This window comes from Streptomyces sp. NPDC001068 (assembly GCF_042897315.1).
Taxonomy (GTDB): Bacteria; Actinomycetota; Actinomycetes; order Streptomycetales; family Streptomycetaceae; genus Streptomyces.
Window position 1 is genome coordinate 627,546 of record NZ_JBIAYD010000003.1, and the last position, 23,065, is coordinate 650,610.

Below are 23,065 nucleotides of genomic sequence, written 5' to 3' on the forward strand. Positions count from 1 at the left end.
CCACTTCGACACCCCCGCCCGCGCCTGCCCGGTAGCGTGCGCGACCGTGACGGACTCGGAGACCACCGACTTCATAGAAACCACCCGTACGTCCTACGACGCGATCGCCAAGGACTACTCCGCCGCCCACGCGGACCTCCCGACGCAGCCGGTGGACATGTCGCTGATCGGGGCGTTCGCCCAACTGGTGAAGGCCAACGGCACCGCCCCCGTGGCCGACCTGGGCAGCGGCCCCGGCCACATCACCGCCCACCTGCACGGCCTGGGGGTCCCCGCCTTCGGCATCGACCTCTCCCCCGCCATGGTCGCCCTGGCCCGCGAGGCGCACCCCGGGCTCCGCTTCCACCAGGGCTCGATGACGTCCCTGGACCTGCCGGACGAGACCCTCGGGGGCATCCTCGCCCTCTACTCGATCATCCACGTCCCCGACACCCACCTCCCGGCGGCCTTCGCCGGCTTCCACCGCGCCCTTGTCCCCGGCGGCCACGTCCTGCTGGCCTTCCAGAAGAGCGAGCAGCCCGGTCTCCACATCACCGAACGCTTCGGCCACCGGATCGACCTGCACTGCTACTGGCGGCCGGCGTACGTGGTGAGCGACATGCTCGTCAAGGCGGGCCTGGAGGTGGCCGCCACGCTGATCCGCGAGCCGCTCGACCAGGAGAAATGGCCCCGCGCGTTCGTGCTGGCCCGCAAACCGGCCTGACCGGAACGGCACGGACGGCACGGACGGCACGGACGGCACGTAATGCAGAGACGGCACGCACGGCACGCACGGCACGGAATGCAGGAACGGCACGCACGGCACGGACTGCACGGGCCGCACGGACGGGGGGCGTCGGGACCGGCCGGGGCGCGGACTCGGGCCAGGGCCCCCGCACGGGCCGGCCTCGGTCCTGGCGTCAGCTCTGGGTGCGGCGCACGCACTCGGTGACCACGTCCCGCAGGCTGCCGGTGTCCGCCAGCAGCCGGCGCTGCTCGTCCGCGCCGTTGCCGTCCCGCAGCAGCAGCCGGACGCCCTCCTCCACGAGCGCCAGGTCGCCGCTGTCGGCGAGGGCGTCCCCGGTGTGCGCCAGCAGGGCGCCCAGCACCTCCCCGGCCGCCCTGGGCCGCAGGGTGGCCGGGTCGAGGAGTTCCCCGCCCAGCCCCGAGCGGGCCGCCCGCCAGCCGGCCATCCTGGCCGGTCCCACCCCGTGGTCGACGGGCTCCCGCCCGGCCCGCCACTCCCGGGCGGCGGTCTCGACCAGCGCCCGCGCCAGCGCGGCCACGAGGACGGCGGTCCCGGCGCGCAGGCACACGTCGGCGACCCGGATCTCCACGGTCGGGTAGCGCCGGGCGAGCCGGGCGTCGAAGTAGACCATCCCTTCGTCCAGGATCACACCGGTGGCCACCATGTCCGCGACCAGCCGGTGGTACCGCTCCGCGGTCCGGAACAGCTCGGCGGGTCCGGCGGACGGCCAGCGCGCCCACACCCGGCTGCGGTAGCTGGCGTATCCGGAGTCCTGGCCCTGCCAGAAGGGTGAATTGGCGCTGACGGCGATGAGTACCGGCAGCCAGGGCCGCATCCGGTCCAGGACCCCGACCCCCTCCTCGTCCGACTCCACGGAGACATGGACATGACATCCGCACACCAGTTGCTCCCGGGTGGCGATCCCGTACTGCTCGGCCATCCACCGGTAGCGCCGGTTCACGCTGATGGAGGGGCTCACCGGCAGCGGCGAGGCGGCCAGTGCCGCCACCGCGCACCCGAGGTCGCCGGCCAGCCGGGCGGCCTCCTTGCGGCACCGCACGATCTCCTCGCCGAGCTCCGTCATCTCCGACTGCGGCCGCGTGGCGAACTCCAGCATCTGCCCGTAGAGCTCTTTCTCGAAGACCTCCTGCCCCGGGTCGGCCAGTGCGGCCCGGGCCAGGACCGCGGCCGCCGACGCCTTGGGGTCCCCCGTCTCCGGATCGACGAGCAGCAGTTCCTCCTCCACACCGACGGTACGCACGCCAACCCGCCCTCCATCACGCCACCACCGGACGCGGCGGCCTCCGCACCTCTCCGAATTCCCCCGCTGGCCGGGAGGACACCTGAGGGCGGCGGCCGGAAGACCGCGGCCGCCGGACGTGACCGGCGAGGCGCGGGGCGTGACCGACGGGGCGTGACCGACCGGGCGTGACCGGCGGCCGGCGCGGCTACGCCGGGCTGGTCACCGCCGCCAGCCGGTGGACGTCCTTCGCCGTGCCGGTGACCCCGGAGAGGAATCCCTGCGCGCGGGGCGACGCGTTCTCCGTCAGCCAGGCCGGGTCGATGTCGCAGACGGCCACCCGGACGCCCGTGCCGACCAGAGCCAGCGGCAGGGTGTGGACGACCGTCGAGGGGAAGCTGAGGATCGTACGGCCGATCGGGCCGCGGCGGGCGATCAGTTCGAGGGGGAGGTCCGGGCGGACTATCTCCAGCCCCGTCTCGCCGGCGAGACGGTGGAGTTTCTCCGTGCTCTCCCTGCGGTGCGCGAAGTAGCGGGTCGCCCCGTGCGCCTTCGCCAGGGTCTGGACCGCCTCCAGGTAGCGGTCGCCGTCCACCACGCCGGTCTCCACCAGGGAGGTGCCGACCATGTCGGCGCCCTTGGTGATGCGCGGCGGGCCGAAGCGGGCGCGGGTCCAGCCGAAGTCGTTCGCGGTGACCGTCACACCCGCCGGGGTCTCGGTCACCGGCATGGAGGAGAAGACCTCGACGCGGCGGCGGTCGCTCGGCGTGAGGCGGCGGCGCGCGGAGGAGGAGACCGGGGCGAAGAGCAGGTCCCGGGCGCCAGGGCGGCCGCCCTTGCGGTGCCAGCGGACCAGGCGTTCGCCGCGTGCCAGCTGGGCGACGAACTCCATCGTCGCCGTGCCGTCGTCGACGACGACCAGGTCACGGGCGCGGGTGATGGTCAGCAGCAGCTGTACGTAGCGGGAGAAGGGGTCTCCCATGACGATCCGGTCGGCCCGGCGGAGCGAGCCCGCCAGGCCGCCGATCGTCTGGAAGGGGGCGGCGGTCCCACCCCGTGCTTCCTCCCAGCGGACCCGGTAGCCCTCGTCACGGGCCAGGTCCGCCATGCGGCGCAACTGGCCCCGGGTCATCGGGTCCGTCGGGGACAGGACGACGATCGTGAGTTCCGCGCCGGGTGCCGCCGCCGATATGGCGACCGATGCGCGACGGGCCTGCGAGGGCACCGTCGGCACCGGCTCCACCGCCCCGCGCAGGGCGTGGACATGCGCCCACTCCAGCACGTTCAGCAGCTGCACCGGACTCTCGACGAACGCGAGTGTGTGGGGGCCGGGGTTCCCGGCGCGGAGGCTCATCGACGTACGACCGTCCCGTCGTCGTAACACAACAGACGTAACTTCAGGATTTCAGCGGTGTCAGACCTGGACCGGCTCGCCGGCGGCCGCGGCGATCTCCGCCTCGGCGACGACACCGGTGACACGGCGCAGCTTCTTCATCGGGCCGAGCTCGGAGTCGTAGACCTTCTTGACGCCGTCACCGAGGGAGGCCGAGATGGTGCGGATGTCGCGGACCAGGCGGACGAGGCCCTGCGGCTCGACCGAGGCGGCCTGGTCGGAGCCCCACATCGCGCGGTCCAGGGTGATGTGACGCTCGACGAAGGTGGCGCCGAGCGCGACCGCGGCGAGGGTGGTCTGCAGACCCGTCTCGTGGCCGGAGTAGCCGATCGGGACGTTCGGGTACTCCTTCTCCAGCGTGTTGATCACGCGGAGGTTGAGCTCCTCGGCCTTCGCCGGGTACGTCGAGGTGGCGTGGCACATGAGGATGTTGTCCGAACCGAGGACCTCGACCGCGTGGCGGATCTGCTTCGGGGTGGACATGCCGGTGGAGAGGATGATCGAACGGCCGGTGGCGCGCAGCGCCTTCAGCAGCTCGTCGTCGGTCAGCGACGCGGAGGCGACCTTGTGGGCCGGGACGTCGAACTTCTCCAGGAAGGCGACGGCCTCGGTGTCCCACGGGGAGGCGAACCAGTCGATGTTCTTGCTCTTGCAGTACTCGTCGATCTGACGGTACTCGTCCTCACCGAACTCCACGCGGTGGCGGTAGTCGATGTAGGTCATGCGGCCCCAGGGGGTGTCACGCTCGATGTCCCACTGGTCGCGCGGGGTGCAGATCTCTGGGGTGCGCTTCTGGAACTTGACGGCGTCGCAGCCGGCCTCGGCGGCGACGTCGATCAGCTTGAAGGCGTTCTCCAGCTCACCGTTGTGGTTGATGCCGATCTCGCCACAGATGTAGACGGGCTTGCCGGGACCGACCTCACGGGAACCGAACTGGCGCAGACGGGAGTTGCTCATGACTGTGGGGTGTCCTTACTTCGGGAGGGAATCGAGAGAGGGGCCGAGGATCCAGCTGGCGATCTCTCGGATCGCGCCGTCGCCACCCGGGACGGTGGTGACCGCGCGTGCGGCGCCGCGTACGACGTCGTGGGCGCTCGCGACCGCCACGGGCCAGCCCACGAGGGCGAAGCACGGGAGGTCATTGACGTCGTTTCCGACGTAGAGCACGCGCTCGGGAGCGATGCCCTGCTCCTCGCACCACTGCTTGAGTGCGAGGTCCTTGCGGTCGATGCCGTGCAGGACCGGGATCTGTAGCTTCCGGGCCCGGGCGGCGACGACCGGGTTCTTCTCCGAGGAGAGGATCAGCATCTTGAGCCCGCTCTTTCGCAGGGCGGCGATGCCGAGTCCGTCGCCGCGGTGCACGGAGACGAACTCCTTTCCATCGGCGTCGATCAGCACCCGGTCGTCGGTCTGGGTGCCGTCGAAGTCCAGTACGACCGCGTCGATGTCGTCGGCGGTCGGCAGCGAACCGGGGCGGTCCGCGTCGAAGAGGCCGGCCAGCGCGCGGGCGCGGGCCAGGTCGTGCGGGTCGTCGATCTCCAGCACCCGGGCCGGGTCGGTGCGCACCAGCTCGGTGTGGCCGAAGAAGCGGTGGCGGTGCTCGCGGAAGCCGCCGGCGCGCATCGCGTAGGCCGCGCCGGTCTCCAGGAAGTCCTGGGGGCGGTCCTGGCGGCGGGGGCGGAACGACTTGTCGTGGTTGACGCCGAGGCCGCCGCTGACGGAGGCCGCGTCAGCACCGGCGGGCACCGGGGCGTCCACCTCGTCGCGCCAGACGAACCCGTGGAAGGGCGCCACGGTCAGGGCCGTGTCGGCGCCGTTCTCGACGATCGCGCCGGCCACTCCGTCGATGTCCTCGCGGATGATGAACGGGCTGGTGCACTGCACGAGCAGGACCACGTCGACCGGGGCGCCGTGCAGCGCCTCGTGGGCGTCCATGGCGTGCAGGACGGCGGCCTCGGAGGTGGCGGTGTCACCGGCGATGGCGGCGGGGCGCAGCACCACCTCGGCGCCGGCGGACCGGGCGGCGGCGGCGATCGCCTGGTCGTCCGTGGAGACGACGACGTCGGTCACCAGACGGGAGGCGCGGCACTCACGGACGGCGCGGGCGACCAGCGGGACGCCCCCGACCGGGAGGAGGTTCTTCGCGGGCACGCCCTTGGATCCGCCGCGCGCGGGGATCACGGCCAGTACCCGGGGTACGACGGCCGTCTCGGGGTGGGGCATCGGCTCTGTTCCTTCAAGTCCGTCAGGCGCCGACGACGCCTGGTTCGGGATCCGGTCGCTCACAGCTCTCCCATTCGTCGGATCACGGGGGCCACCCGCTGGACGCCGTGGCGGTAGGCGCCGCGTGCCGCCCGGCGCACGATCTGGCGGACGGGGCCCGGCGCCTTGTCGGCGGCGGGCGCGCCGGGCAGCGGCACGCCGTCGGGGCCGAGGTGGTGGCGGGCCAGGATGCCGGGCAGGTAGCCGGGCGCGGTCTCGGGTGTGTAGTACGGGTTCAGGGGCGGCAGGCCGCCGGGCCGGGCGAGCAGCTTGGCGATCCGCTCGCGGCCGGCGTCGAACGCGGTGGCGTAGGAACCGTCGGCGGCGACACCCTGCCGTGAGACCCACTCGGCGTCGGGCACCGGGCGGTGTCCGGCGTCGAGCTGGTCCCAGGAGGCGAGGCAGCCGGAGCCGACGAAGTGGTGGTTGCCGAACGTCTCGCGGACCCCGAGGTCGGTGAGGACCACGGTGGGGATCCGCCGGTGCAGGGCCTCCAGGGCGGCCGTCGAGCTCATGGTGACCAGGAGGTCCGTGCGGTCGAGTACCTCGCCCATGTGCCCGTACACCAGGCGGAAGTTGGCGGGCACGTCCTTGCCCTGGACCAGCTTCTGGTACGGCAGTTCCTCGATGTGCGTGGTGTGCTCGCCGGGCTTGGAGCGCAGCTTGAGCAGCACCTCCCGCTCGGGGTGCCGGCGGGCGTGCTGGATGAGTCGGTCGAGCAGGTACGTACGGTCCTTGCGGCTCTCGGGGACCGAGGGCTGGGCCGCGAACACCACGGTGTACGGCTGGTGTTCGCCCTCGTAGGGCTCCCCGCCGAGGAACGGCAGCGCGACCTCGGTGACCGCGGTGGAGTCGGCGCCGACCCCGTCGTACACGGCCCGGAACCGGTCCGCGTCCTGGCGGGAGTTGGCGAGGACCAGGTCCGCGCCGTGCCGCAGCAGCAGGCCGTCGGCGAGCTTCTCGTAGACGACGCCGACGTAGCCGGTGACGACGACGGGCCGCTTCTCGCGGCCGGCGAAGGCGCTGCGCAGGCCGTGCAGCATGGCCTGCACCCCGCCGCCGACGAGCGAGAGGACGAGGATGTCGTACGACCCGGTGCCCGCGGAGTCCTCGGGGCCTGCTTCCATGGCACGCAGGAACTCGACGGCCGTCACTTCGCGGAGCGAGTCCGCGTGGACGCCGACCTCCTGGAGCTGGCGGGCGGTGGGGGTGGCACGGCCCCGCAGGAGGTAGCCGTCGAGCCGGACGTCCGAACCGTCGGCTTCGGCGGGGATCAGGCGCTTCGCGGTGAGCGCACCCCACTTCCACCGGGTGTCGGAATCCGCCAGGACGGCCACCCGCAGGGTCTTCGTTGCACTTGCTGGCACATCCAAGACGCTAGGAAGCCATTCCGAGGATCTGCCCAACCCGAATCCAACAAAGGGTTAACAACACATCGCCGAATGGCGAATCAGCCCGGGATAAGCGCCGGAAAAGCCCTGATTCATAGCTTCGACACACGTCGTTCACCTGGAGTCAAGACAACGGTCAAGACGGATGACGGGCGCCCCTCTAACGTCCACCACGTGGTCAAGCTCTCCGTCATCGTGCCGTTCTACAACGTGCAGCAATACGCGCCCGACACCCTGAGGAGCCTGCGCGCGAACGCGCGTGAGGACTTCGAATTCATTCTCGTCGACGACTGCTCGACCGACGGGACGCCAGAGATTCTCGCGCGAGCAGAGCGCGAGCTGCCAGGCGCGGTCCATGTCAGACACGAGCTGAACGGAGGGCTGGCCACCGCGCGCAACACCGGCATCGACAAAGCACGCGGCGAGTACGTCACCTTCCTGGACGGCGACGACTGGCTCGCGCCCGGCTACTACCCCGACCTGGTGGCCGCCATCGAGTCGCTGGGCTGCGACTTCGTCCGCACCGACCATGTGCAGTGCACCGCGCGCGCCCGTGTCGTGCACCGGGTGCCGGTCGGCCGCCGCAACACCGTCATGAACCCGCGGGACGCGATCCTGCCGACCGACAAGACGACCTCCGTCGACTACGCGTACGCGTGGGCCGGGATCTATCACCGTCGTCTGGTGGACAAGGGCCTCGTCCATTTCACGGACGGGCTGCGGACGGCCGAGGACCGGCCATGGATCTGGAAGCTGCACCGTGAAGCGGATTCCTTCGCGGCGGTGAACCTGCTCGGCGTCTTCTACCGGCGTGGCGTAGCCTCGTCACTCACGCAGATCGGAGACGTTCGTCAGCTCGATTTCATTCGCGCGTTCGACCAGGTGATCGAGGAAACCGCACAGGACGCGGACGCGAAGGAACTCCTGCCGAAGGCCGTCCGGACCTACTGCGCCATCATTTCCCATCACCTGGGATCCATCGAAAGGTTCGAGCCCGCGGTGGCGAAGAAGCTGAAATCCATGAGTGCCGCCGCGCTGCGGCGCATGCCGCAGGACGTGCTGGACGAGGCCCTGGACTCCATGGACCTCGAGCGCGCCACCAAGCTGCGCCGGCTGCGCCGCCGTCCCGCTCCCGCGGGGGCCGCCGCGTGACCACCCAGATCTTCCAGGCGTCCACCCTCTACGGCACGGCCACCCTCGCCGCCGCCCTGGACTCCGGCGCCTTCCGCCCGGCCGACCGGCGCATCCTGCTGGTCTGCAACAACGCGGCCACCCCGGAGACGACCCCGGGCCTGGACGAGGCACCGGGCTTCGAGAAGCTGCGCGACCGCTTCGACGACGTGATCTCGTACAACGAGACGATCTTCCCGTTCCACCCGGGCGGCTGGGCCCCGCGCCTGGAGGACCTCCCGCTGTGGGAACGCTTCCTGCGCCACGAATGGCGGCTCGGTGACGACGACGTGGAGTTCGCCGTCGAGTCCATCCAGGTCAACCCCGCGCTGAGCCTCACCCAGATGTTCACCGGCGCCCCGGTCACGGTCTACGCCGACGGCCTGATGAGCTACGGCCCGACCCGCAACAAGATCGACCCGCTGGTCGGCACCCGCGTGGACCGGGTCCTCCACCTCGACCTGGTGCCGGGCCTGAAGCCGATGCTGCTCACCGAGTTCGGGGTCCCCGGCGAGGTCGTGCCGACCCCCGCCTTCACCAAGGTGCTGGCCGAACTGGCGCCCAGCGGCGACGAGCTGCCGCAGATCGAGGAACCGGCCCTGCTGCTCGGCCAGTACCTCTCCGCGCTCGGCATCCTCTCCCCCGAACAGGAGGAGAACCTGCACGTCCGGATGCTCAAGGGCGCCGTCGAACTCGGCCACACCAAGGTCGTCTTCAAGCCGCACCCCTCCGCCCCGGCCCGCTTCGTGCGGACCCTGGAGCAGGAGGCCGAGAAGCTCGGGGTCGACCTGACCGTCCTGGACACCACGGTCCTCGCCGAGGTGCTCTACCAGAAGATGCGCCCCGCGCTGGTCGTCGGCTGCTTCTCCACCGCGCTGCTCACCGCGTCCGCGCTGTACGGCCTGCCGACCGCCCGGATCGGCACCGACACGCTCCTGGACAAGCTCGTCCCGTACGAGAACAGCAACCGCGTCCCGGTCACCGTCGTCGACGCGCTGCTGCCCTCGCTCACCGACCGCAAGGCCGTCGAGGAGCAGCGCGCGCTGCTGACCGTCGAGGAGCTCACCGAGCTGCTGCGCGCGGTGGGCTTCGCGATGCAGCCGAAGATCCATCCGCAGCTGCGCGGCGAGACCGAGCGCTACCTCACCAAGCACCTCAGCGACACGACCATCCGCTATTTCAAGCGCAAGCGCCTGACCTCGCTCGCGCTGCCCGGCGGGGTCCCGGCCCAGCTGGGCTTCCTGCCGCGCAACGCGACGGTGCGGAGGATGGCCCGCAAGGCGCGGAATCTGCGGCGGGTCGTGCGGCGGTAGCTCCGCCGGCAGCGCCGAATCACTTCGTCTGCGGCGCCGTTGTGGCTGGTCGCGCCCGCGCGGCGGTAGCCGCATATTCAATACAGCCCCGCGCCCCCAGGCGGCGGCTGCGCCGCCGGTCAGGGGCGGGTCCCGGTCAACGGGACCCGCCCCTTCGGGTTTACCGGCCCAGGATCTTCTTGATCGTGGCCGCGTTGTCCTCGGTGACCTTCCACAGCTGCTGCTGCCGGTCGTGCACGTCGGCGACCGTGCGGCTGTGGTTGTCGAGGATGCCGATCGCGCGCTCGGTGAGGATGTCACCGAGGTCCCGCTCGTGCACCGAGACGCCCCACTCGGGCCGCTGGATGTCGTTCAGGAAGTACGCCATTTTCGGGTGCGAGATCAGCGAGATGATGGGCGTGCCGACCCCGAACGGGATCATGCCGGCGTGCCCGCGCATGCCGATGACCAGGCGGGTCTTGGCGTACGTCTCACGGATCTCGTCGTTGGAGAAGTCGTACATCGGGATGACCGGGAGCGAGATGCCGTGCTCGCGGCGCAGGTCGAAGGCGATCTTCTCGTCGTCGAGGGAGTGCGCCACGCACTTGACCTCGGTGTGCGCGCCGATCTTGCGCACGGCCTTCGCCATCTCGGCGAGGAAGTGCGCGTAGTCGTGGCCGAAGCGCAGCCCCGCGCGGTCGTAGGCCGCGTTGAGCATCACCGTGTCCTCGCGGTACGACGGGTCGGTCCAGCCGGGCACCAGCTGGCGCATGACCGTGGTGGGGCAGGGCTGGAAGACGACCTTGTCCTGCAGCTCCGGCGGGAGCATGCCGCGGACCTTGGCGATGGAGCCGTGGTTGCGCAGGCCGAAGAAGGAGGACTTCTCGACCAGCAGCCGCAGGCTCTCGTTGAAGCGGGTCGCCCGGTAGGACTGGCCGTCGAAGGCGTTGAAGCCGACCGCGTAGATCATGATCGGGACGTCGATGGCACGCAGGTGCTCGTCCGGGACGTTCCACTGCCAGGCGCTGTTGCCGTTGGGCATGGTGTCCGGGATGAACAGACCGCCGCCGCCGATGACCAGGCCCCGGCGGGCGTTGACCCGCTCCAGGGCGGCCTGGTCGAAGTAGCGGTGGGCGTGCACCGAGTGCCAGCGCCGGGAGCTGGTGTCCGGGCCGAAGCCGAGCCGGACGGTCTCCGGGAGCAGCTTGTCGCCCGCGTTGCCCTGCCGGTCCATGTAGAACGCGACGTGCGCCAGCTGGTCCTCGGCGCTGCCCAGCTCCTGGGAGGGGACGGCGGCCGCGCGCTGCGCCCACAGGCGGCTGGAGCGGTGCGTGGGGTCGACGGTGAGGCCGGCGGTGGCGTACCGCAGGGCCTCGGTGTTGTCGCCGTGCACCCAGGCCATCTGGGCGAGCCGGGAGAACGCGGTCGCGGCCCGGTTGGGGGCGGCGCTGGCCAGCAGCAGCTGGGTCTTGGCCTCGTCGTAGCGGGAGACGCTCATCAGGGCGTGCCCGAGCACCTCGTGCGGCCAGGCCTCGTCCAGCGGGATGCGGACGCTGCTGAGGGTGTCCACGGCGTCCTGGTAGTCGCCGGAGGCGATGTGCGCGGCGGCGACCTTGCGGGCGATCTCCACGTCACCGGTGCGCTTGACGTGCGGAGTGCCGAAGTGGACGACCAGGTCGTGGTGGAGGCCGCCGGAGGAGGCGAAGTAGGCCGCGTGGAACTCGGCGTCGGTCATCTCGAACTCGCGCCAGCGGTCCTCCGCCTGCGCGTAGCCGCTCTCGCCGCCCTGCCACGGCTTGTGGCGGCCGGTGAAGTGCAGGATCTTCGTGTCCTCGGGGACCGGGAGGTCGCCGGAGAGCCGCCGCTTGACGAAGTTGTACTTGGCGTCGAGGCGGACGAAGTCGCCGTCCAGGACGGCGTTCAGGATGCCCTGGTCGTGCTTGTCCAGCTCGTACTCGCCGCTGCGGCCGGTCTTGTCGATCTTCTCGCAGAACTCGTCGGACAGGTACTCCTTCTGGATCACCAGAAGACCGGAGTTCAGCTTGTGCTGCCCGTAGAAGAACTGGGGCACGGCCGCGAGGCCCTCGCGCAGCTCCAGCAGCTCGCCGAGACCACCGAGGACCACCATGTCGGTGTCCAGGGTGATGACCGTGTCGTAGTCGCGCAGCCGGAAGATGTCGAGGATGAAGTACGCCTTGCGGACCAGGTAGTTGTCCTGGTCGCCCTTGACGTACGAGTCGTAGTGCGTGTCGTTGACCCGCTGCAGCACGATGCGCGGGTGCAGGGCGCGGATCTTCGCGATGGAGGCCGGGCGCAGGTCGTCGTAGAGCACGACGAAGTCCTCGCAGACGCCCGGGTTGGACAGGGCGAGGCTGCGCAGCAGGACCAGGAAGCCGGGCAGGTAGTTCTCGTCCACGTAGGACGCGAACGCGATCCGGCGCTTCTTGGTGAGGGCGCTCGCGTCGGTGTTGGGTATCGCGGGGGTGAAGGTCGTCGTCATCGCAGGGAGATCCTCATGTCGCTCACGCTCTGGGCCCGCTGCATGACCCAATCCTTCTCGCTGGTGTATTCGTGCACGGAGGTGATGGCCAGCTTCATGGCCTCCTGCACGCGGTAGGCGCCGCTCTCGTAGAAGTCGAACCCGATCAGGTCCAGGGTCGGGCTGACGTCGAGGAAGTCCAGCAGCCAGAGCATGTTGAAGCCCGTGGTCGGGATGCCCGACCAGGCGTCGGCGCTGATCTGCCCGATGTTCCGCATCGGCCAGCGCAGCGACTCGTCACCGAGGTACGTCTGGGCGCCGGGCACCAGCTTGTTGCGCAGCGAGTGCTTCCAGTCACCGGAGACGCCGCCGAAGATCAGCCGGGTGGTCACCGGCTTCTCCCAGTTGAAGGCGTGCTTGTGGATGCTGACGTGGATGTCGGTGCGCTCGCCGGTGTGCTTCGGGTCGATCTTGTACGAGTTGAAGCGCACGACCAGGTCGTAGCCGTCGATCTCCTTGCCCATGCCGCTCGCGCCCACCCGGCCCGAGTTGGCGATCAGGCAGACCGACTTGCCGGCGATCTGGTTGCGGAACTCCCCGAGGGTGATCCACTGCACGCCGTCGACGGTCGGGTTGCCGACCGGGCCGCGCATCCGGATCCGGCGCTGCTCGGAGTAGAGCGCGACGGCCTCGGTGAGACCGGCGTCACCGCCCTCGGCGAGGCGCAGGTCGAGGTACTGGCTGAGCAGCTCCTGCCGGTCGTTCACCGGCGCCTCGTCGGCGGCCAGGGCGAGCAGGGCGCCCACCAGGCGGGGCTCGGCGGCCTTCCAGTCGCCGACGGCGTGCAGGGCGAGGCCCTCGGCCCAGGTGGCGGTGGCGGCCTCGCGGACGTGGTCCGCGGCGGCGGGGACCTGGCGGCCCAGGAGGTCCAGGAGTTCGCGTTCGCGTTCGGCGGCACGGCGCATTCCGGAGATCCGGTTGGCGACGCCGAAGCCGTCCTCCTTGGTGAGCTCGAGGTAGCGCTCGTAGGCCTCGACGGCCTCGCTCTCCTCGCCGAGGCCCTCCAGGATGCGGGCCCGCAGGCGCCAGCCGGCGCGGGAGTTCTTGCGCTGCGCGAGCACGGTGTCGCTGATCACCAGGGCGAGGTTCAACTCGTCGTTGTAACCGCACTCCAGGGCCTTGTTGGCGACCGCGAGCAGGGCGTCCAGCAGGTCGTTGTTGATACCGCCCGCCGGGCTCGCCGCGCCCTTGACGGCGCGCTTGAGCAGCGCCGTCGCGCCTCCGGCCGGGGCGGGCGCGGGCGTGGTGGTGCCTTCCGTGGCGACGACCACCAGCAGCTTGCGCAGCTGCTCCGCCAGCTCCGCGCGACGGCGGTCGAGGCTGCCGACGACCTTGCCGCTGTGCACAGCGCAGGCGTGCAGGCAGTCTTCGAGCTCCCCTCCGCGCGCAGGTGCCCGCCTGTTCTGGACCCTCGTCATAGCTCTCCTGATTTTGCCAAGCAAAGCTTGTGCAACTGCTGTGTGTGGTGGGGTGCCCCGCACGGGGGGGATGGATGGAGAAACTAGAAAGCCAAAACGACCATATGGTTAACGAACACCGACCTGTAAGAGAATGGTTAGCAGGTTCACCGCGCACTCCCCATGGTTCCCCCAGGTGACGGTATCCGCGTTCCCACCTCCCGGGGACCTGTGAACAGATCGGATGATTAACCTCCCGCGTCCGGGTAGGCGTCTCGGACCATGGCTCTCGCAACCCCCACACAACCGCTCCCGCCTGCGAATATCGCGGTCGCACCGGCCCCACCCGGACGACCCCGCCCCCGACTCCTGGCCCTCGACGGACTGCGGCTCGTGGCCGCGCTGATGGTCTGCCTCTACCACTACGCGGGGCGCGGCGGAGTGGTTTCCGCGTCCTGGCACCAGAACCCCACCCAGGTCTTTCCGACCCTGTCCCGGGCCGCCGTCTACGGCTGTCTCGGTGTCGAGTTCTTCTTCGTCATCAGCGGCTTCGTGATCTGCATGAGCAGCTGGGGCCGCCCCCTCGGCGACTTCTTCCGCTCCCGGGTCGCCCGCCTGTATCCCGCCTACTGGGTCGCGCTGGCGCTGGTCACCGGCGCCAGTCTGGTCCTGCCCGCCGTGGTCCACGCGGTCCGGCTCGACGAGTTCCTGGTGAACCTGACCATGCTGCAACAGCCGATGGGCGCGCCCCGGGTCCTCGGCGTCTGCTGGACCCTCTGGGTCGAGGTGCGCTTCTACGCCCTCTTCGCGCTCCTCGTCGTGCTGCCCGGTGTGACCTACCGCCGGGTGGTGCTGTTCTGCTCGGTGTGGATCCTCGCCGCGGTGCTCGGCACCTCGGCCGGCGGCCCCTGGACCGACCTGGTCGTCATGCCGCAGTACGCCCCGTACTTCGTCGGCGGCCTGGCCCTCTATCTCGTGCACCGTTTCGGCGGCGGGCTGCTGCCCTGGGGCATCGTGGCGCTCTCCTGGATCCTGGGACTGCGCGCGGCCACGGCGGGGCTGTGGCACACCGGGTCGCCGCGGGACCCGTACGTGGTGATGCTGGTCGTCACGCTCGCCTACGCCGCGGTGGCCGCGGTGGCGGCCGGCTGGACTCGGTGGGCGGCCTGGCCGTGGCTGACCACGGCCGGGGCGCTGACCTATCCGTTCTATCTGGTGCACGAGCACCTGGGCTGGTTCGTGATCCGGGTGCTGCACCGGGGCTGGGGGCTGCCGCCGTGGCCCACGCTGGCGGTGACGGTGGCGGTCATGCTGGGCCTGGCCTGGCTGATCCACCGTTTCGTGGAGCGGCCGTTCGGGCCGCGGCTCAGAACGGCGCTGAAGGACCGCGCCCACGCCCCGCGGCCGGTTTAGCCGACCGGGTCCGCGCGGACCCGGTCCGCGTTACCGGGGACACCCGATCCGGCACCTTGCCGACAGGCCACAGCTCGTCGGTAAGGTGCCCTCACGGAAAATGATTTGACTCGGCCGCGCTTTTGCCCCCGCACACCTTATCGGCCACGCCGGATGCCTCCTTTGCCCGGCATTTCTGGACTCAACGGCCGAGGAGACCGGGTGTGGCGACGGACGGCCCGCGGCACCCGTTCACCCTCCTTTTCCCGCATTGGCCCGCATTGCGTTCCGCGCGCCGGACACGCCGGGCGAATTCGAGCTGAATTCCACGTCCCCGTGCCGTACCCGGAAGCTCTCCCTCCCATTGTCGCGAGCGGCCGACAACCGTGCTTGTGAGATCGACTTCGCCAGATCTAGCGTGAGCCCGGAACAAGCCCGGCAAGATCGAACCGAACAGAGGAGAGCTCGTGAAGTCTCGTTTCCGCCTGTCGGCCGCTGCCGCTGTGGTGTCACTGGCCGCGTTCGGCGCCGTGGGGATCTCCACCACACCCGCGTCCGCCGCGTCCGCCACCTGTTTCGGGTACTCGGGAAACTTCAACGACTACGGCGCCGACTTCGTGGACTGGCAGTACGGGCCCGACGAATGCTTCGGAGTCGCCCCCTCGGGGACCATCTGGCACACCTGGTCCGGTGCCGGCGGCTGGAAGGAAATGCCGGGCAACGGAAAGGCCCTGGCCACGGTCGGCTACTTCGAGACCTCCGCCGGCAAGGCCGTGAAGGTCGTGACGGCGGCCGGAAACTACTACTGCAACTATGACGACTACGCGACCAACACCTGGGGCGGCTGGTACGGGACGAACACCGACCACTGCTGATTCCCACGAAACCCAGAACCCGTTCCCGGGCGGTTCCACGACCGCCCGGGAACGGGTTTTTCCACCCCGCCCCATTCACCGCGGCGGCCGATTTTCCGCCACTTTCCCCTCACCGTTCCACGGAATTCCCCGTCACCGGCCGTACCGCGCCCCGACACCCGCGACGACGATCTCCAGGCCCGCCTCGAACTGCCCGTCGTAGTCGGTGAAGATCTCCCGGCCCGCCGCCGCCGACAGGGGGAAGTCGGCCAGCAGGCGGGCCCGCTCCTCCACGTCGTAGCCCTCCCGGCGTTCACCGGGGAGGGGCTGGACGCCCTGCTCCTCCGTGACGAAGCCGATGGTGTACGAGTTCACGGTCGCGCCGATCACGGCCGCCTGGGCGAGGGTGAAGCCGGCCTCCGTCATGACGCGCAGGTACGCCTCCTGTTCGGGCGCGTGGTCGACACCCGTGAAGCGTGAGCCGCTGTAGACCTTGGCGCCGTCGCGGTAGCCGAGCAGGGCCGCGCGCAGCCCGCCGCTCATGGTGCGCAGCACGTCCTGCCAGGTGCCGGAGGGGTCGACCCGCGCGTCCGCGACCATCCGCCGGTACATCTCGGTCGCCATCTCGTCGAGCAGCGCCTGCTTGTCCTTGAAGTGCCAGTACAGGGCGGGCGCCTTGACGTCCAGCTCCCTGGCGATGGCCCGCAGGGTCAGCCCGTCCAGGCCGACCTCGTTCAGCAGGCGCAGGGCGGTGTCCGCGACCCGGCGGCGGTCGAGGGGCGCACGTCGTTCGGTACTCACACTTGACAGCTTAACAGCGTTAAGTGCAGCCTTGCCGTCAACGGAACTTAACAACGTTAAGGAGACAGGCGATGGACGTCCTGATCGTGGGCGCGGGCCCCACCGGACTCACCCTCGGCATCGACCTCGCCCGGCGCGGAGTGGACGCGCTGGTCGTGGAGGCGGGCGAGAGGCTGTTCCCCGGATCCCGGGGCAAGGGGATCCAGCCCCGCACCCAGGAGGTCTTCGACGACCTCGGGGTGCGCGAGGCGCTGCGCGCGGCCGGCGGCACCTACCCGCCCCAGCTGTTCTGGAAGGACGGCGAACGGCTGAAGACACAGCCGATGTTCGACGCGGTGGCGGCGGACGAGGGCGCGCCGTACACCGAGCCGCTGATGGTCGCGCAGTGGCGGACGCAGGAGGTGCTGTACGCCCGGCTGCTGGAGCTGGGCGGCCGGGTCGGGTTCGGGCGGACGCTGACGGGGCTGGAGCAGGACACGGACGGGGTGAGCGCGCGCTTCGCCGACGGCCGGACCCTACGGGCGCGCTACGTGGTGGCGGCGGACGGGGGCCGGTCGGCCGTACGGCGCGCCGTGGGTGTCGGGATGACCGGCGAGTCGGTCGACCCGAACCCCTTCCTCGTGGCCGACCTGCGCGTGCGGGGCCTCGACCGCGACCACTGGCACGTCTTCGCCGGCGACGACGGGGGCGGCGTCGCCCTGTGCCCGCTGGCCGGCACGGACGACTTCCAGCTGGGCGCCAAGCTGCCCGAGGGCACCGAGCCCGACCTGTCCCTCGCGGGCCTGCGCGAGCTGGTGTCGGCCTACAGCCACCTCTCCCCGTCGGACGTCACCGAACTGCGCTGGGCTTCCGACTTCCGCCCGCGCGCCGCCCTGGCCGACCGCTTCCGGGCGGGCCGGGTCTTCCTGGCCGGAGACGCCGCCCACGTGCACTCCCCGGCCGGCGGCCAGGGACTGAACACCAGCGTCCAGGACGCCTACAACCTGGGCTGGAAGCTGTCAGCCGTACTCGCCGGCGACGCCCCGGACGCGCTTCTGGACACCTACGAGGAGGAGCGCCGCGCGAACGCCGCCGCCATGCTGGACCTGTCGACGGGCGTCCACCGCGGCGAGGTACGGCGCGGCGAGGCGACGGTCCAGCTGGGGATCGGCTACCGGGAGTCCTCGCTGACGGCGGAGACCCGGACGCGGCCGGGGCCGGTGCGGGCGGGCGACCGGGCGCCGGACGGACACAACGCGGACGGGGTGCGGATGTTCGACGCCTTCCGGGGACCGCACTGGACCCTGCTGGCCCCGGAGCCGGTGGACGGCTTCCGCGGCCTGCCGGCGCCCGGCTCCTACGGCCCCGGCCTGTTCCTCGTCAGGCCCGACGGCTACGTGGGCTGGGCCGGGGAGACGGCGTCCGACGGGCTGCGCGAGTACGCGGCGCGCACCGGGGCGTCCGGTACCGCGCAGGACGCCTGAGGGCCGGCTCGGGCGGCTCAGGCGCTCGCCAGGGTCAGCTTCACCGCGAAGCCCAGGAACAGCGCCCCCGCCGCCGAGGTCGCCGTCGCCGCCAGCCGCTTGCGGCGGCGGAAGGCGGCGGCCAGCCTGGTGCCGCTGAATATCAGGGCGGTCAGGTAGAGGAAGCTGGCCAGCTGGGCGAAGGCCCCGAGGACGACGAAGGACAGCGCCGGATAGGCGTACCCCGGGTCCACGAACTGCACGAAGAAGGCGACGAAGAACAGGATCGCCTTCGGGTTGAAGAGGCTGATCACCAGGGCACGGCGGTACGGCCGCTCCTGCGTGACGGCGTCCGCCACCGGGCCGGTCGCCTCGGCCGCGCGCTCCCGGCGGGTCCGCCACATCGAGCGGGCGGCCCGCAGCATTCCGACCGCCAGCCAGGTCAGATAGCCGGCGCCGGCGTACTTCACGATCCCGAACAGCACGGCGTTGGCCTGGAGCAGCGAGGCCACCCCGGCGGCGGACAGCGTCATCAGCACGGTGTCGCCGCACCACACGCCCGCGGCGGCGGTGTAACCGGCCCGCACGCCCTGGCGGGCGGCGACCGAGAGCACGTACAGCGAGTTGGGGCCGGGCAGCAGGACGATCAGGACGAGGCCCGCCAGGTAGGTGGGGAGATCGATGACACCGAACATACGAAGAAGTCTCGCACGGGGGTACGACAACGACGGCGCCTCTCCTCCCGGGCACCGGCGCCTCTCCCCCTTCCGGCCCGGTTCCGTTGTTCGACGGCGGTCACGCGGGGAAGCATCCTCGGCATGAAGGTCTCGGGGTACTCAGGGGTCGTGGGGCGGCCCGCCGGCGCGCTCGCCTCGGCCGCCGCGCTCGCGGCACTCGCCGCGCTCTGCGCCTGCACCGTGCAGCCGCCCGACGGCTCGGGCGGCGGGGACGGCAAGGGGAACTCGCCCGTCCATTTCGAACTCCCGCACAGCCCGGCGCCCGGCACGACGAGCGGCCAGGCACCCGGTGGCCCGTCGGGCCGGCCGTCCGGTGCGGCCGCCGCCCCGACGCCGTCCGTCGTCGAGACCACCCCGCCGCACATCGTCTTCACCCGCGGGGACACCGGCACCGGCGTGCGTGAACTGCAGGCCCGGCTGCGCCAGGCCGCCTGGCTGTTCGACGGCCCGACGGGGACGTACGACGACCTCACCGCCGAGGCCGTCAAGGGCTTCCAGGGCAAGCGCGGACTGCCTCGGACGGGCGAGACCGACGCGGTGACCTGGCAGCGGCTGCGGCGGATGACGCACACGCCGGGGAAGTGGGAGTTGTACCTGATGGGCGGTCAGCCGGCCGCCGCGCCCGATCCGCGGTGCCTGACCGGGCGGGTGCTGTGCATCAGCAAGACCAGCCGGACGCTGCGCTGGATGGTCGACGGGCAGACGGTGTCGACGATGTCGGTGCGCTTCGGGGCCCAGTACACCCCGACCCGTGAAGGTGTGTTCCACATCTACTGGAAGTCACGCCACCATGTGTCGACGCTCTATCACTCACCGATGCCGTACGCGATGTTCTTCAGCGGCGGCCAAGCGGTGCACTACTCCTACGACTTCGCGGCCCGGGGGTACGCGGGCGGCTCGCACGGCTGCGTCAACGTCCGGGACGAGGCTGCCGTCTCGGCGCTCTTCGCTCAGGTGCGCGACGGCGACAAGGTCGTCGTCTACTGGTGAGTGCCGGAGGACGTGCGGGGCGCGGGCGGGACCGGGGGAACGTGTCCCGCCCGCGCCGATTGCACGAGCCACGGGTACGGGGGGAACCCCGGCTCTGTGCGACGGCCGATGACCAGTCGGCTCACTCTCTTCAGCGCCGTCGCCGCTGAAAACGTCACACCCTGCCGGAAAAAAGTTCAGCGGGTTTCGAAATCGCAGGTCACAGCGGTATCTAAAGGTCAAAGCGCACTGTAAGTGGGGTCCGGCGAGGCCATGTGAGACCCCGGCGGCGCGGGGGCGAGGGCACCCGGCGCGGGCAGGGCCGCACCGGACTGCCGGTGGTGACGGCCGTCGCCGTGCCGGCCGGGCCGGCCGGGCCGGCCCTCGTCGTCCCCGCCCCGGCCGTTGCCGCCGCCGTTTCCGCCGGAGCCCTCGTTGCGGCCGTCCCGGCCGTTGCCGTCACCCTTGTCCACGTCGGAGACGCCGCCCCGGCCGGCCGCGCCGACACCGAGCAGCGCCTTGCAGAACCCGTCGACCCGTGCGGAGCCGCCCGCCATCCCCTCCAGGGCACGCCTGCGGTCGTTGCCCAGGGACCTGCCGTCCCGGATGTCACGGCAGAACGTCAGCGCGCGCTTCCACCTCTTCCCCGGGGTGCCGGCCGACCCGGTCTTCGGGCCCTTCGGCCCGCCGGACGGATCGGGCGAGGGCCGCACCGGGCCGCGGGGGGTGACCTCCGTGGAGGGCGCACCGCTCTCGCCGCCGAGCAGGGACTCGGTGGAGGGCGAGTCCTGCGGGCGCACCGGGGTGCCGGCGGCCGAGACCGAGGCGCCCGGCGCGGGATGCCGGCCGCCGAACGGCGACGGCAGCGCGCCGGTGCCGGCCGCCACCGCGACCCCGCCGAGCATGCCGGCGGCCAGGGCGGCGGCCAGGACGAACCGGGCGGGACGGGCCCAGCCCGGCACACGGGGCGACCGGGGGCCCGCGCCGATGCGGATGAGGCCCGCGTCGGAACCCCGCGCCGGTCCGCCCGGCTGCCGTGCCACGGAGGTCCACTCGTCCCCGGCGGATTCGCGCGCTTTGCGGAAGGCAGCCAGCGCGCCTTCCTCACCTGGGAGTTCGACGGTGTCCGGCACGGCCGGCACGGAGAGCCCCGCCAGCACCCTGGACAGACGTTCTGCCTGGTCACGGGCGGAGTCGTCGACGGCTTCCAGCGACTCACCGCGCAGCAGACGTTCCGCCGTCACCCGGTCCAGCCACTTGTCCTGCTCGTCGGCCATCACATGTCCTTCTGCGTCCGCGAACGCGTATGCGTCACAGTGGCGGACGTCACCGCACGATCCTTCGGTTCTCGCTGGGGCGGGAGCGCGTCCAGGACGACGGCCGCCTGCTCCGGGTCGGCGCCGAGCAGCTCCGCGAGTTTCTTCAGGCCCCGGTGGGCGGCGGTGCGGACGGCACCGGCGCGTTTGCCGAGGGTGTCGGCGGCGGTCTTGGCGTCGAGACCCATGACGACCCTGAGGACGACCGCCTCGGCCTGGTCCTGGGGCAGCCGGGCGATGAGGGAGAGGGCGGAGCCGGTGGCCAGCGCCTCGATGGCCTCGCCGGCCGTGTCCGACTCGGCTGCCCGGCCGGTCAGTTCGCTCTCGTCGCCGCCTATCGCGGGGCGGCGGCCGCGCATCCGTATGTGGTCGAGGGCGCGGTTGCGGGCGATCCGGGCGGCCCAGCCGCGGAACCGGTCCGCGTCGCCCTCGAACCGGTCGAGGTCGCGGGCTATCTGCAGCCAGGCCTCGGAGGCCACGTCCTCGGCGTCCGGATCACCGACCAGGGTGCGGACGTACCCGAGCAGGCGCGGCTGCACCGCGCGATAGACGATGCGGAAGGCGGTTTCGTCCCCGTCCTGTGCCGCACGCACCGCGGCGGTCAACTCCGCGTCGTCCCCCAGCACCCGTCGTTCCCCAGAAAGTGGTCGGTCGCGGCTACGACGCAGCCGCCGATCATTGCAGTGATCATGTACTCGCGCTCGACGCGAAAGGCACGTTACGGCCTGAAACCGCTCGCCGTCCACGCCAGTACAAAGTGCAACTAACTCGTGACGCCACGGGGTGTGACAGAAAACGCACTCATGGCGCTGAACAGAGTACGGGCCGCCGCGCGGTCCGTGCCGCGCGACGGCCGGGGCCTCTCCTGTGGGGGGTGGCGGCCCCGGCCGTTGCCCCGGTCAGGGCCGCCGTCGGGCCGCGGCACTCTCAGAGCCAGCCGCGGCGCGCCGCCTGCCAGGCGAGCTGCATGCGGGTGGTGGCGCCCGCCAGGGACATCATCCGCTGGATGTGGCGTTGTATCGTCCGGCGGCTCAGACCCATCTGACTGGCGATCGTCTTGTCGGCGACGCCCGTCACGAGGAGGGACAGGAGCCGGCGGTCGGTCTCGGAGAGCGGGTCGCCCGACTGCGCGGCCCTGGCGTCCGGAATGGTGCCCGACGCGCTGAGGTTCAGGGGGACAGCGGTTTCCCAGTAGCGCTCGAAGAGCGAGGTGAGCGCCTCCAGGAGACTGCTGCCGCGGACCAGGGCGGCCGTCGGCTCGCCGGGGGAACCCTGCGGACCGCCGGGCACCAGGGGGCAGATGGCCATCTCCCGGTCGGCGACCGCCAGACGCAGCGGCAGGTGCGGGACGCTGCGGGCGAGTTCACCGGCCCGCACGCCCTCGATCACGTTGTCGATGGCGTTGTCGTCGTCGAAGAAGGCCTGCTCGTACAGGACGCGGTAACGCACCCCGCGGGCCAGCGCGTCGTACTCGGCCCGGTTGCTTCCCGACGGCATGGCGACGTACTGGGCCTTGCAGAACCACAGCATCTCGTGCCGGGCGTTGTCCTGCATCTGCCTCAGGTGCTGCCGCAACGACTCGGCGCCGGTGATCACCTCGATCAGCTGGCCGGCGTCCTGACGGCGCCGGGTGGTGCGGTAGAGGTCCAGGAGATCGCCGACGGTGCTGCGGGCCTTGTCCAGTTCGTCGGTACGCCGCTGGAGCCGGGGCAGCAGCGCCACGTCCGGGGGAACGGCGGAGTACTGGGACGGGTCGTTGTCGGTGGGGCTGGCGAGCCCCTTGCCGGTGAGTGCCGCCAGCACCGCCTCCATCCCGTGCTGCTGGAGTTCGCTCTGCTCCGCCAGCTCGCGGGCCGAGGCCGTCCTGGTCGCGACCAGGAGGCGGTACACCGTCTCCTCGACGGCCGTCAGGCCCGCCGCCTCAAGCATCGGCAATCTCCCTCGGTCCCTGCCGGATCCGTCGCCTCCGGCTGCCCCTGCGGTCGGTGCTCCTGGTCCGGACGAGGTGGCGGGCGCCCGGGCCGGGGGGCCCCCCGCCCCCCCCCCCCCCCGCCCGGGGCCGCAACCCCGGCAGCCGGGTGGCGAGCCCCCCCGGGGGCGGCAGGCGCCGGCGACCCGCGGCCGGCCCCGGGGCCCCGCGGCG

General features: G+C 71.4%; 19 protein-coding genes. 7 read left to right on the plus strand and 12 right to left on the minus strand.

Going from position 1 to position 23,065, the window contains the following annotated elements; genetic code table 11:
- Nucleotides 1-46 precede the first annotated feature (46 nt).
- A complete protein-coding gene (locus tag ACFY3I_RS12235) occupies nucleotides 47-703 on the plus strand; it encodes a class I SAM-dependent DNA methyltransferase (protein ID WP_390860479.1) in 657 nt (218 codons plus the stop codon).
- Nucleotides 704-899: 196 nt separating this feature from the next.
- Here the strand turns inward: ACFY3I_RS12235 and ACFY3I_RS12240 are convergent, their stop codons facing one another.
- The 5 genes from ACFY3I_RS12240 to ACFY3I_RS12260 form a co-directional block, all read right to left on the minus strand.
- Nucleotides 900-1,988 carry a glutamate--cysteine ligase gene (locus tag ACFY3I_RS12240; RefSeq protein ID WP_390860480.1) on the minus strand — a complete coding sequence of 363 codons (1,089 nt, stop codon included), beginning with the start codon at nucleotides 1,986-1,988 and terminating at the stop codon, nucleotides 900-902.
- A gap of 187 nt (nucleotides 1,989-2,175) precedes the next feature.
- Nucleotides 2,176-3,321 (minus strand): hypothetical protein, encoded by a 1,146-nt coding sequence (locus tag ACFY3I_RS12245; RefSeq protein WP_365284064.1) that lies wholly within the window; start codon nucleotides 3,319-3,321, stop codon nucleotides 2,176-2,178.
- Between the two features lie 60 nt (nucleotides 3,322-3,381).
- Nucleotides 3,382-4,317, minus strand: coding sequence for an N-acetylneuraminate synthase family protein (locus ACFY3I_RS12250; protein WP_365284062.1), 936 nt, complete (start codon nucleotides 4,315-4,317; stop codon nucleotides 3,382-3,384).
- Nucleotides 4,318-4,332: 15 nt separating this feature from the next.
- The gene (locus ACFY3I_RS12255) at nucleotides 4,333-5,583 is read right to left on the minus strand and encodes a cytidylyltransferase domain-containing protein (protein WP_390860481.1); all 1,251 of its coding nucleotides are present in this window, start codon (nucleotides 5,581-5,583) and stop codon (nucleotides 4,333-4,335) included.
- Nucleotides 5,584-5,642: 59 nt separating this feature from the next.
- On the minus strand, nucleotides 5,643-6,989 hold the full coding sequence (locus ACFY3I_RS12260; protein ID WP_390860482.1) for a DUF6716 putative glycosyltransferase: 1,347 nt from the start codon (nucleotides 6,987-6,989) through the stop codon (nucleotides 5,643-5,645).
- Nucleotides 6,990-7,187: 198 nt separating this feature from the next.
- On the opposite strand from ACFY3I_RS12260, the gene ACFY3I_RS12265 reads away from it, so the two are divergent.
- Both ACFY3I_RS12265 and ACFY3I_RS12270 read left to right on the plus strand, forming a co-directional pair.
- On the plus strand, nucleotides 7,188-8,165 hold the full coding sequence (locus tag ACFY3I_RS12265) for a glycosyltransferase family 2 protein (protein ID WP_365284057.1): 978 nt from the start codon (nucleotides 7,188-7,190) through the stop codon (nucleotides 8,163-8,165).
- Nucleotides 8,162-9,496, plus strand: a complete 1,335-nt coding sequence (locus ACFY3I_RS12270; protein WP_390860483.1) for a polysialyltransferase family glycosyltransferase — start codon at nucleotides 8,162-8,164, stop codon at nucleotides 9,494-9,496. Before ACFY3I_RS12265 ends, ACFY3I_RS12270 begins: the two co-directional genes overlap by 4 nt.
- Nucleotides 9,497-9,656: 160 nt before the next feature.
- Here ACFY3I_RS12270 and ACFY3I_RS12275 read toward each other — a convergent pair whose 3' ends face one another.
- Entirely contained in the window at nucleotides 9,657-11,975 is a 2,319-nt protein-coding gene (locus ACFY3I_RS12275) for a glycosyltransferase (RefSeq protein ID WP_390860484.1), read from the minus strand.
- Nucleotides 11,972-13,432, minus strand: coding sequence for a glycosyltransferase family 29 protein (locus ACFY3I_RS12280; RefSeq protein ID WP_390860485.1), 1,461 nt, complete (start codon nucleotides 13,430-13,432; stop codon nucleotides 11,972-11,974). Before ACFY3I_RS12280 ends, ACFY3I_RS12275 begins: the two co-directional genes overlap by 4 nt.
- 261 nt (nucleotides 13,433-13,693) lie before the next feature.
- Between ACFY3I_RS12280 and ACFY3I_RS12285 the strand changes: the two genes are divergently transcribed.
- Nucleotides 13,694-14,824 carry an acyltransferase family protein gene (locus ACFY3I_RS12285; RefSeq protein ID WP_390860486.1) on the plus strand — a complete coding sequence of 377 codons (1,131 nt, stop codon included), beginning with the start codon at nucleotides 13,694-13,696 and terminating at the stop codon, nucleotides 14,822-14,824.
- Nucleotides 14,825-15,270: 446 nt separating this feature from the next.
- Nucleotides 15,271-15,678 carry a hypothetical protein gene (locus tag ACFY3I_RS12290; RefSeq protein WP_390860487.1) on the plus strand — a complete coding sequence of 136 codons (408 nt, stop codon included), beginning with the start codon at nucleotides 15,271-15,273 and terminating at the stop codon, nucleotides 15,676-15,678.
- A 132-nt stretch (nucleotides 15,679-15,810) separates the two neighbouring features.
- On the opposite strand, the gene ACFY3I_RS12295 is transcribed toward ACFY3I_RS12290, so the two are convergent.
- On the minus strand, nucleotides 15,811-16,458 hold the full coding sequence (locus ACFY3I_RS12295) for a TetR/AcrR family transcriptional regulator C-terminal domain-containing protein (protein ID WP_390860488.1): 648 nt from the start codon (nucleotides 16,456-16,458) through the stop codon (nucleotides 15,811-15,813).
- Nucleotides 16,459-16,529: 71 nt separating this feature from the next.
- Between ACFY3I_RS12295 and ACFY3I_RS12300 the strand changes: the two genes are divergently transcribed.
- Nucleotides 16,530-17,921, plus strand: coding sequence for an FAD-dependent monooxygenase (locus ACFY3I_RS12300; RefSeq protein ID WP_390860489.1), 1,392 nt, complete (start codon nucleotides 16,530-16,532; stop codon nucleotides 17,919-17,921).
- Between the two features lie 17 nt (nucleotides 17,922-17,938).
- Here ACFY3I_RS12300 and leuE read toward each other — a convergent pair whose 3' ends face one another.
- On the minus strand, nucleotides 17,939-18,595 hold the full coding sequence (gene leuE, locus ACFY3I_RS12305) for a leucine efflux protein LeuE (RefSeq protein WP_390860490.1): 657 nt from the start codon (nucleotides 18,593-18,595) through the stop codon (nucleotides 17,939-17,941).
- A gap of 123 nt (nucleotides 18,596-18,718) precedes the next feature.
- Here leuE and ACFY3I_RS12310 point away from each other — a divergent pair, with 123 nt between their 5' ends.
- On the plus strand, nucleotides 18,719-19,627 hold the full coding sequence (locus tag ACFY3I_RS12310) for a L,D-transpeptidase family protein (RefSeq protein ID WP_390860491.1): 909 nt from the start codon (nucleotides 18,719-18,721) through the stop codon (nucleotides 19,625-19,627).
- Nucleotides 19,628-19,845: 218 nt separating this feature from the next.
- On the opposite strand, the gene ACFY3I_RS12315 is transcribed toward ACFY3I_RS12310, so the two are convergent.
- From ACFY3I_RS12315 to ACFY3I_RS12325, 3 genes are all read right to left on the minus strand, one after another.
- On the minus strand, nucleotides 19,846-20,883 hold the full coding sequence (locus tag ACFY3I_RS12315) for a hypothetical protein (RefSeq protein ID WP_390860492.1): 1,038 nt from the start codon (nucleotides 20,881-20,883) through the stop codon (nucleotides 19,846-19,848).
- The gene (locus ACFY3I_RS12320; protein WP_365284037.1) at nucleotides 20,883-21,548 is read right to left on the minus strand and encodes an RNA polymerase sigma factor; all 666 of its coding nucleotides are present in this window, start codon (nucleotides 21,546-21,548) and stop codon (nucleotides 20,883-20,885) included. The genes ACFY3I_RS12315 and ACFY3I_RS12320 overlap by 1 nt, the downstream gene beginning before the upstream one ends.
- A 301-nt stretch (nucleotides 21,549-21,849) precedes the next feature.
- The gene (locus tag ACFY3I_RS12325; RefSeq protein ID WP_390860493.1) at nucleotides 21,850-22,851 is read right to left on the minus strand and encodes a helix-turn-helix domain-containing protein; all 1,002 of its coding nucleotides are present in this window, start codon (nucleotides 22,849-22,851) and stop codon (nucleotides 21,850-21,852) included.
- Nucleotides 22,852-23,065 lie beyond the last annotated feature (214 nt).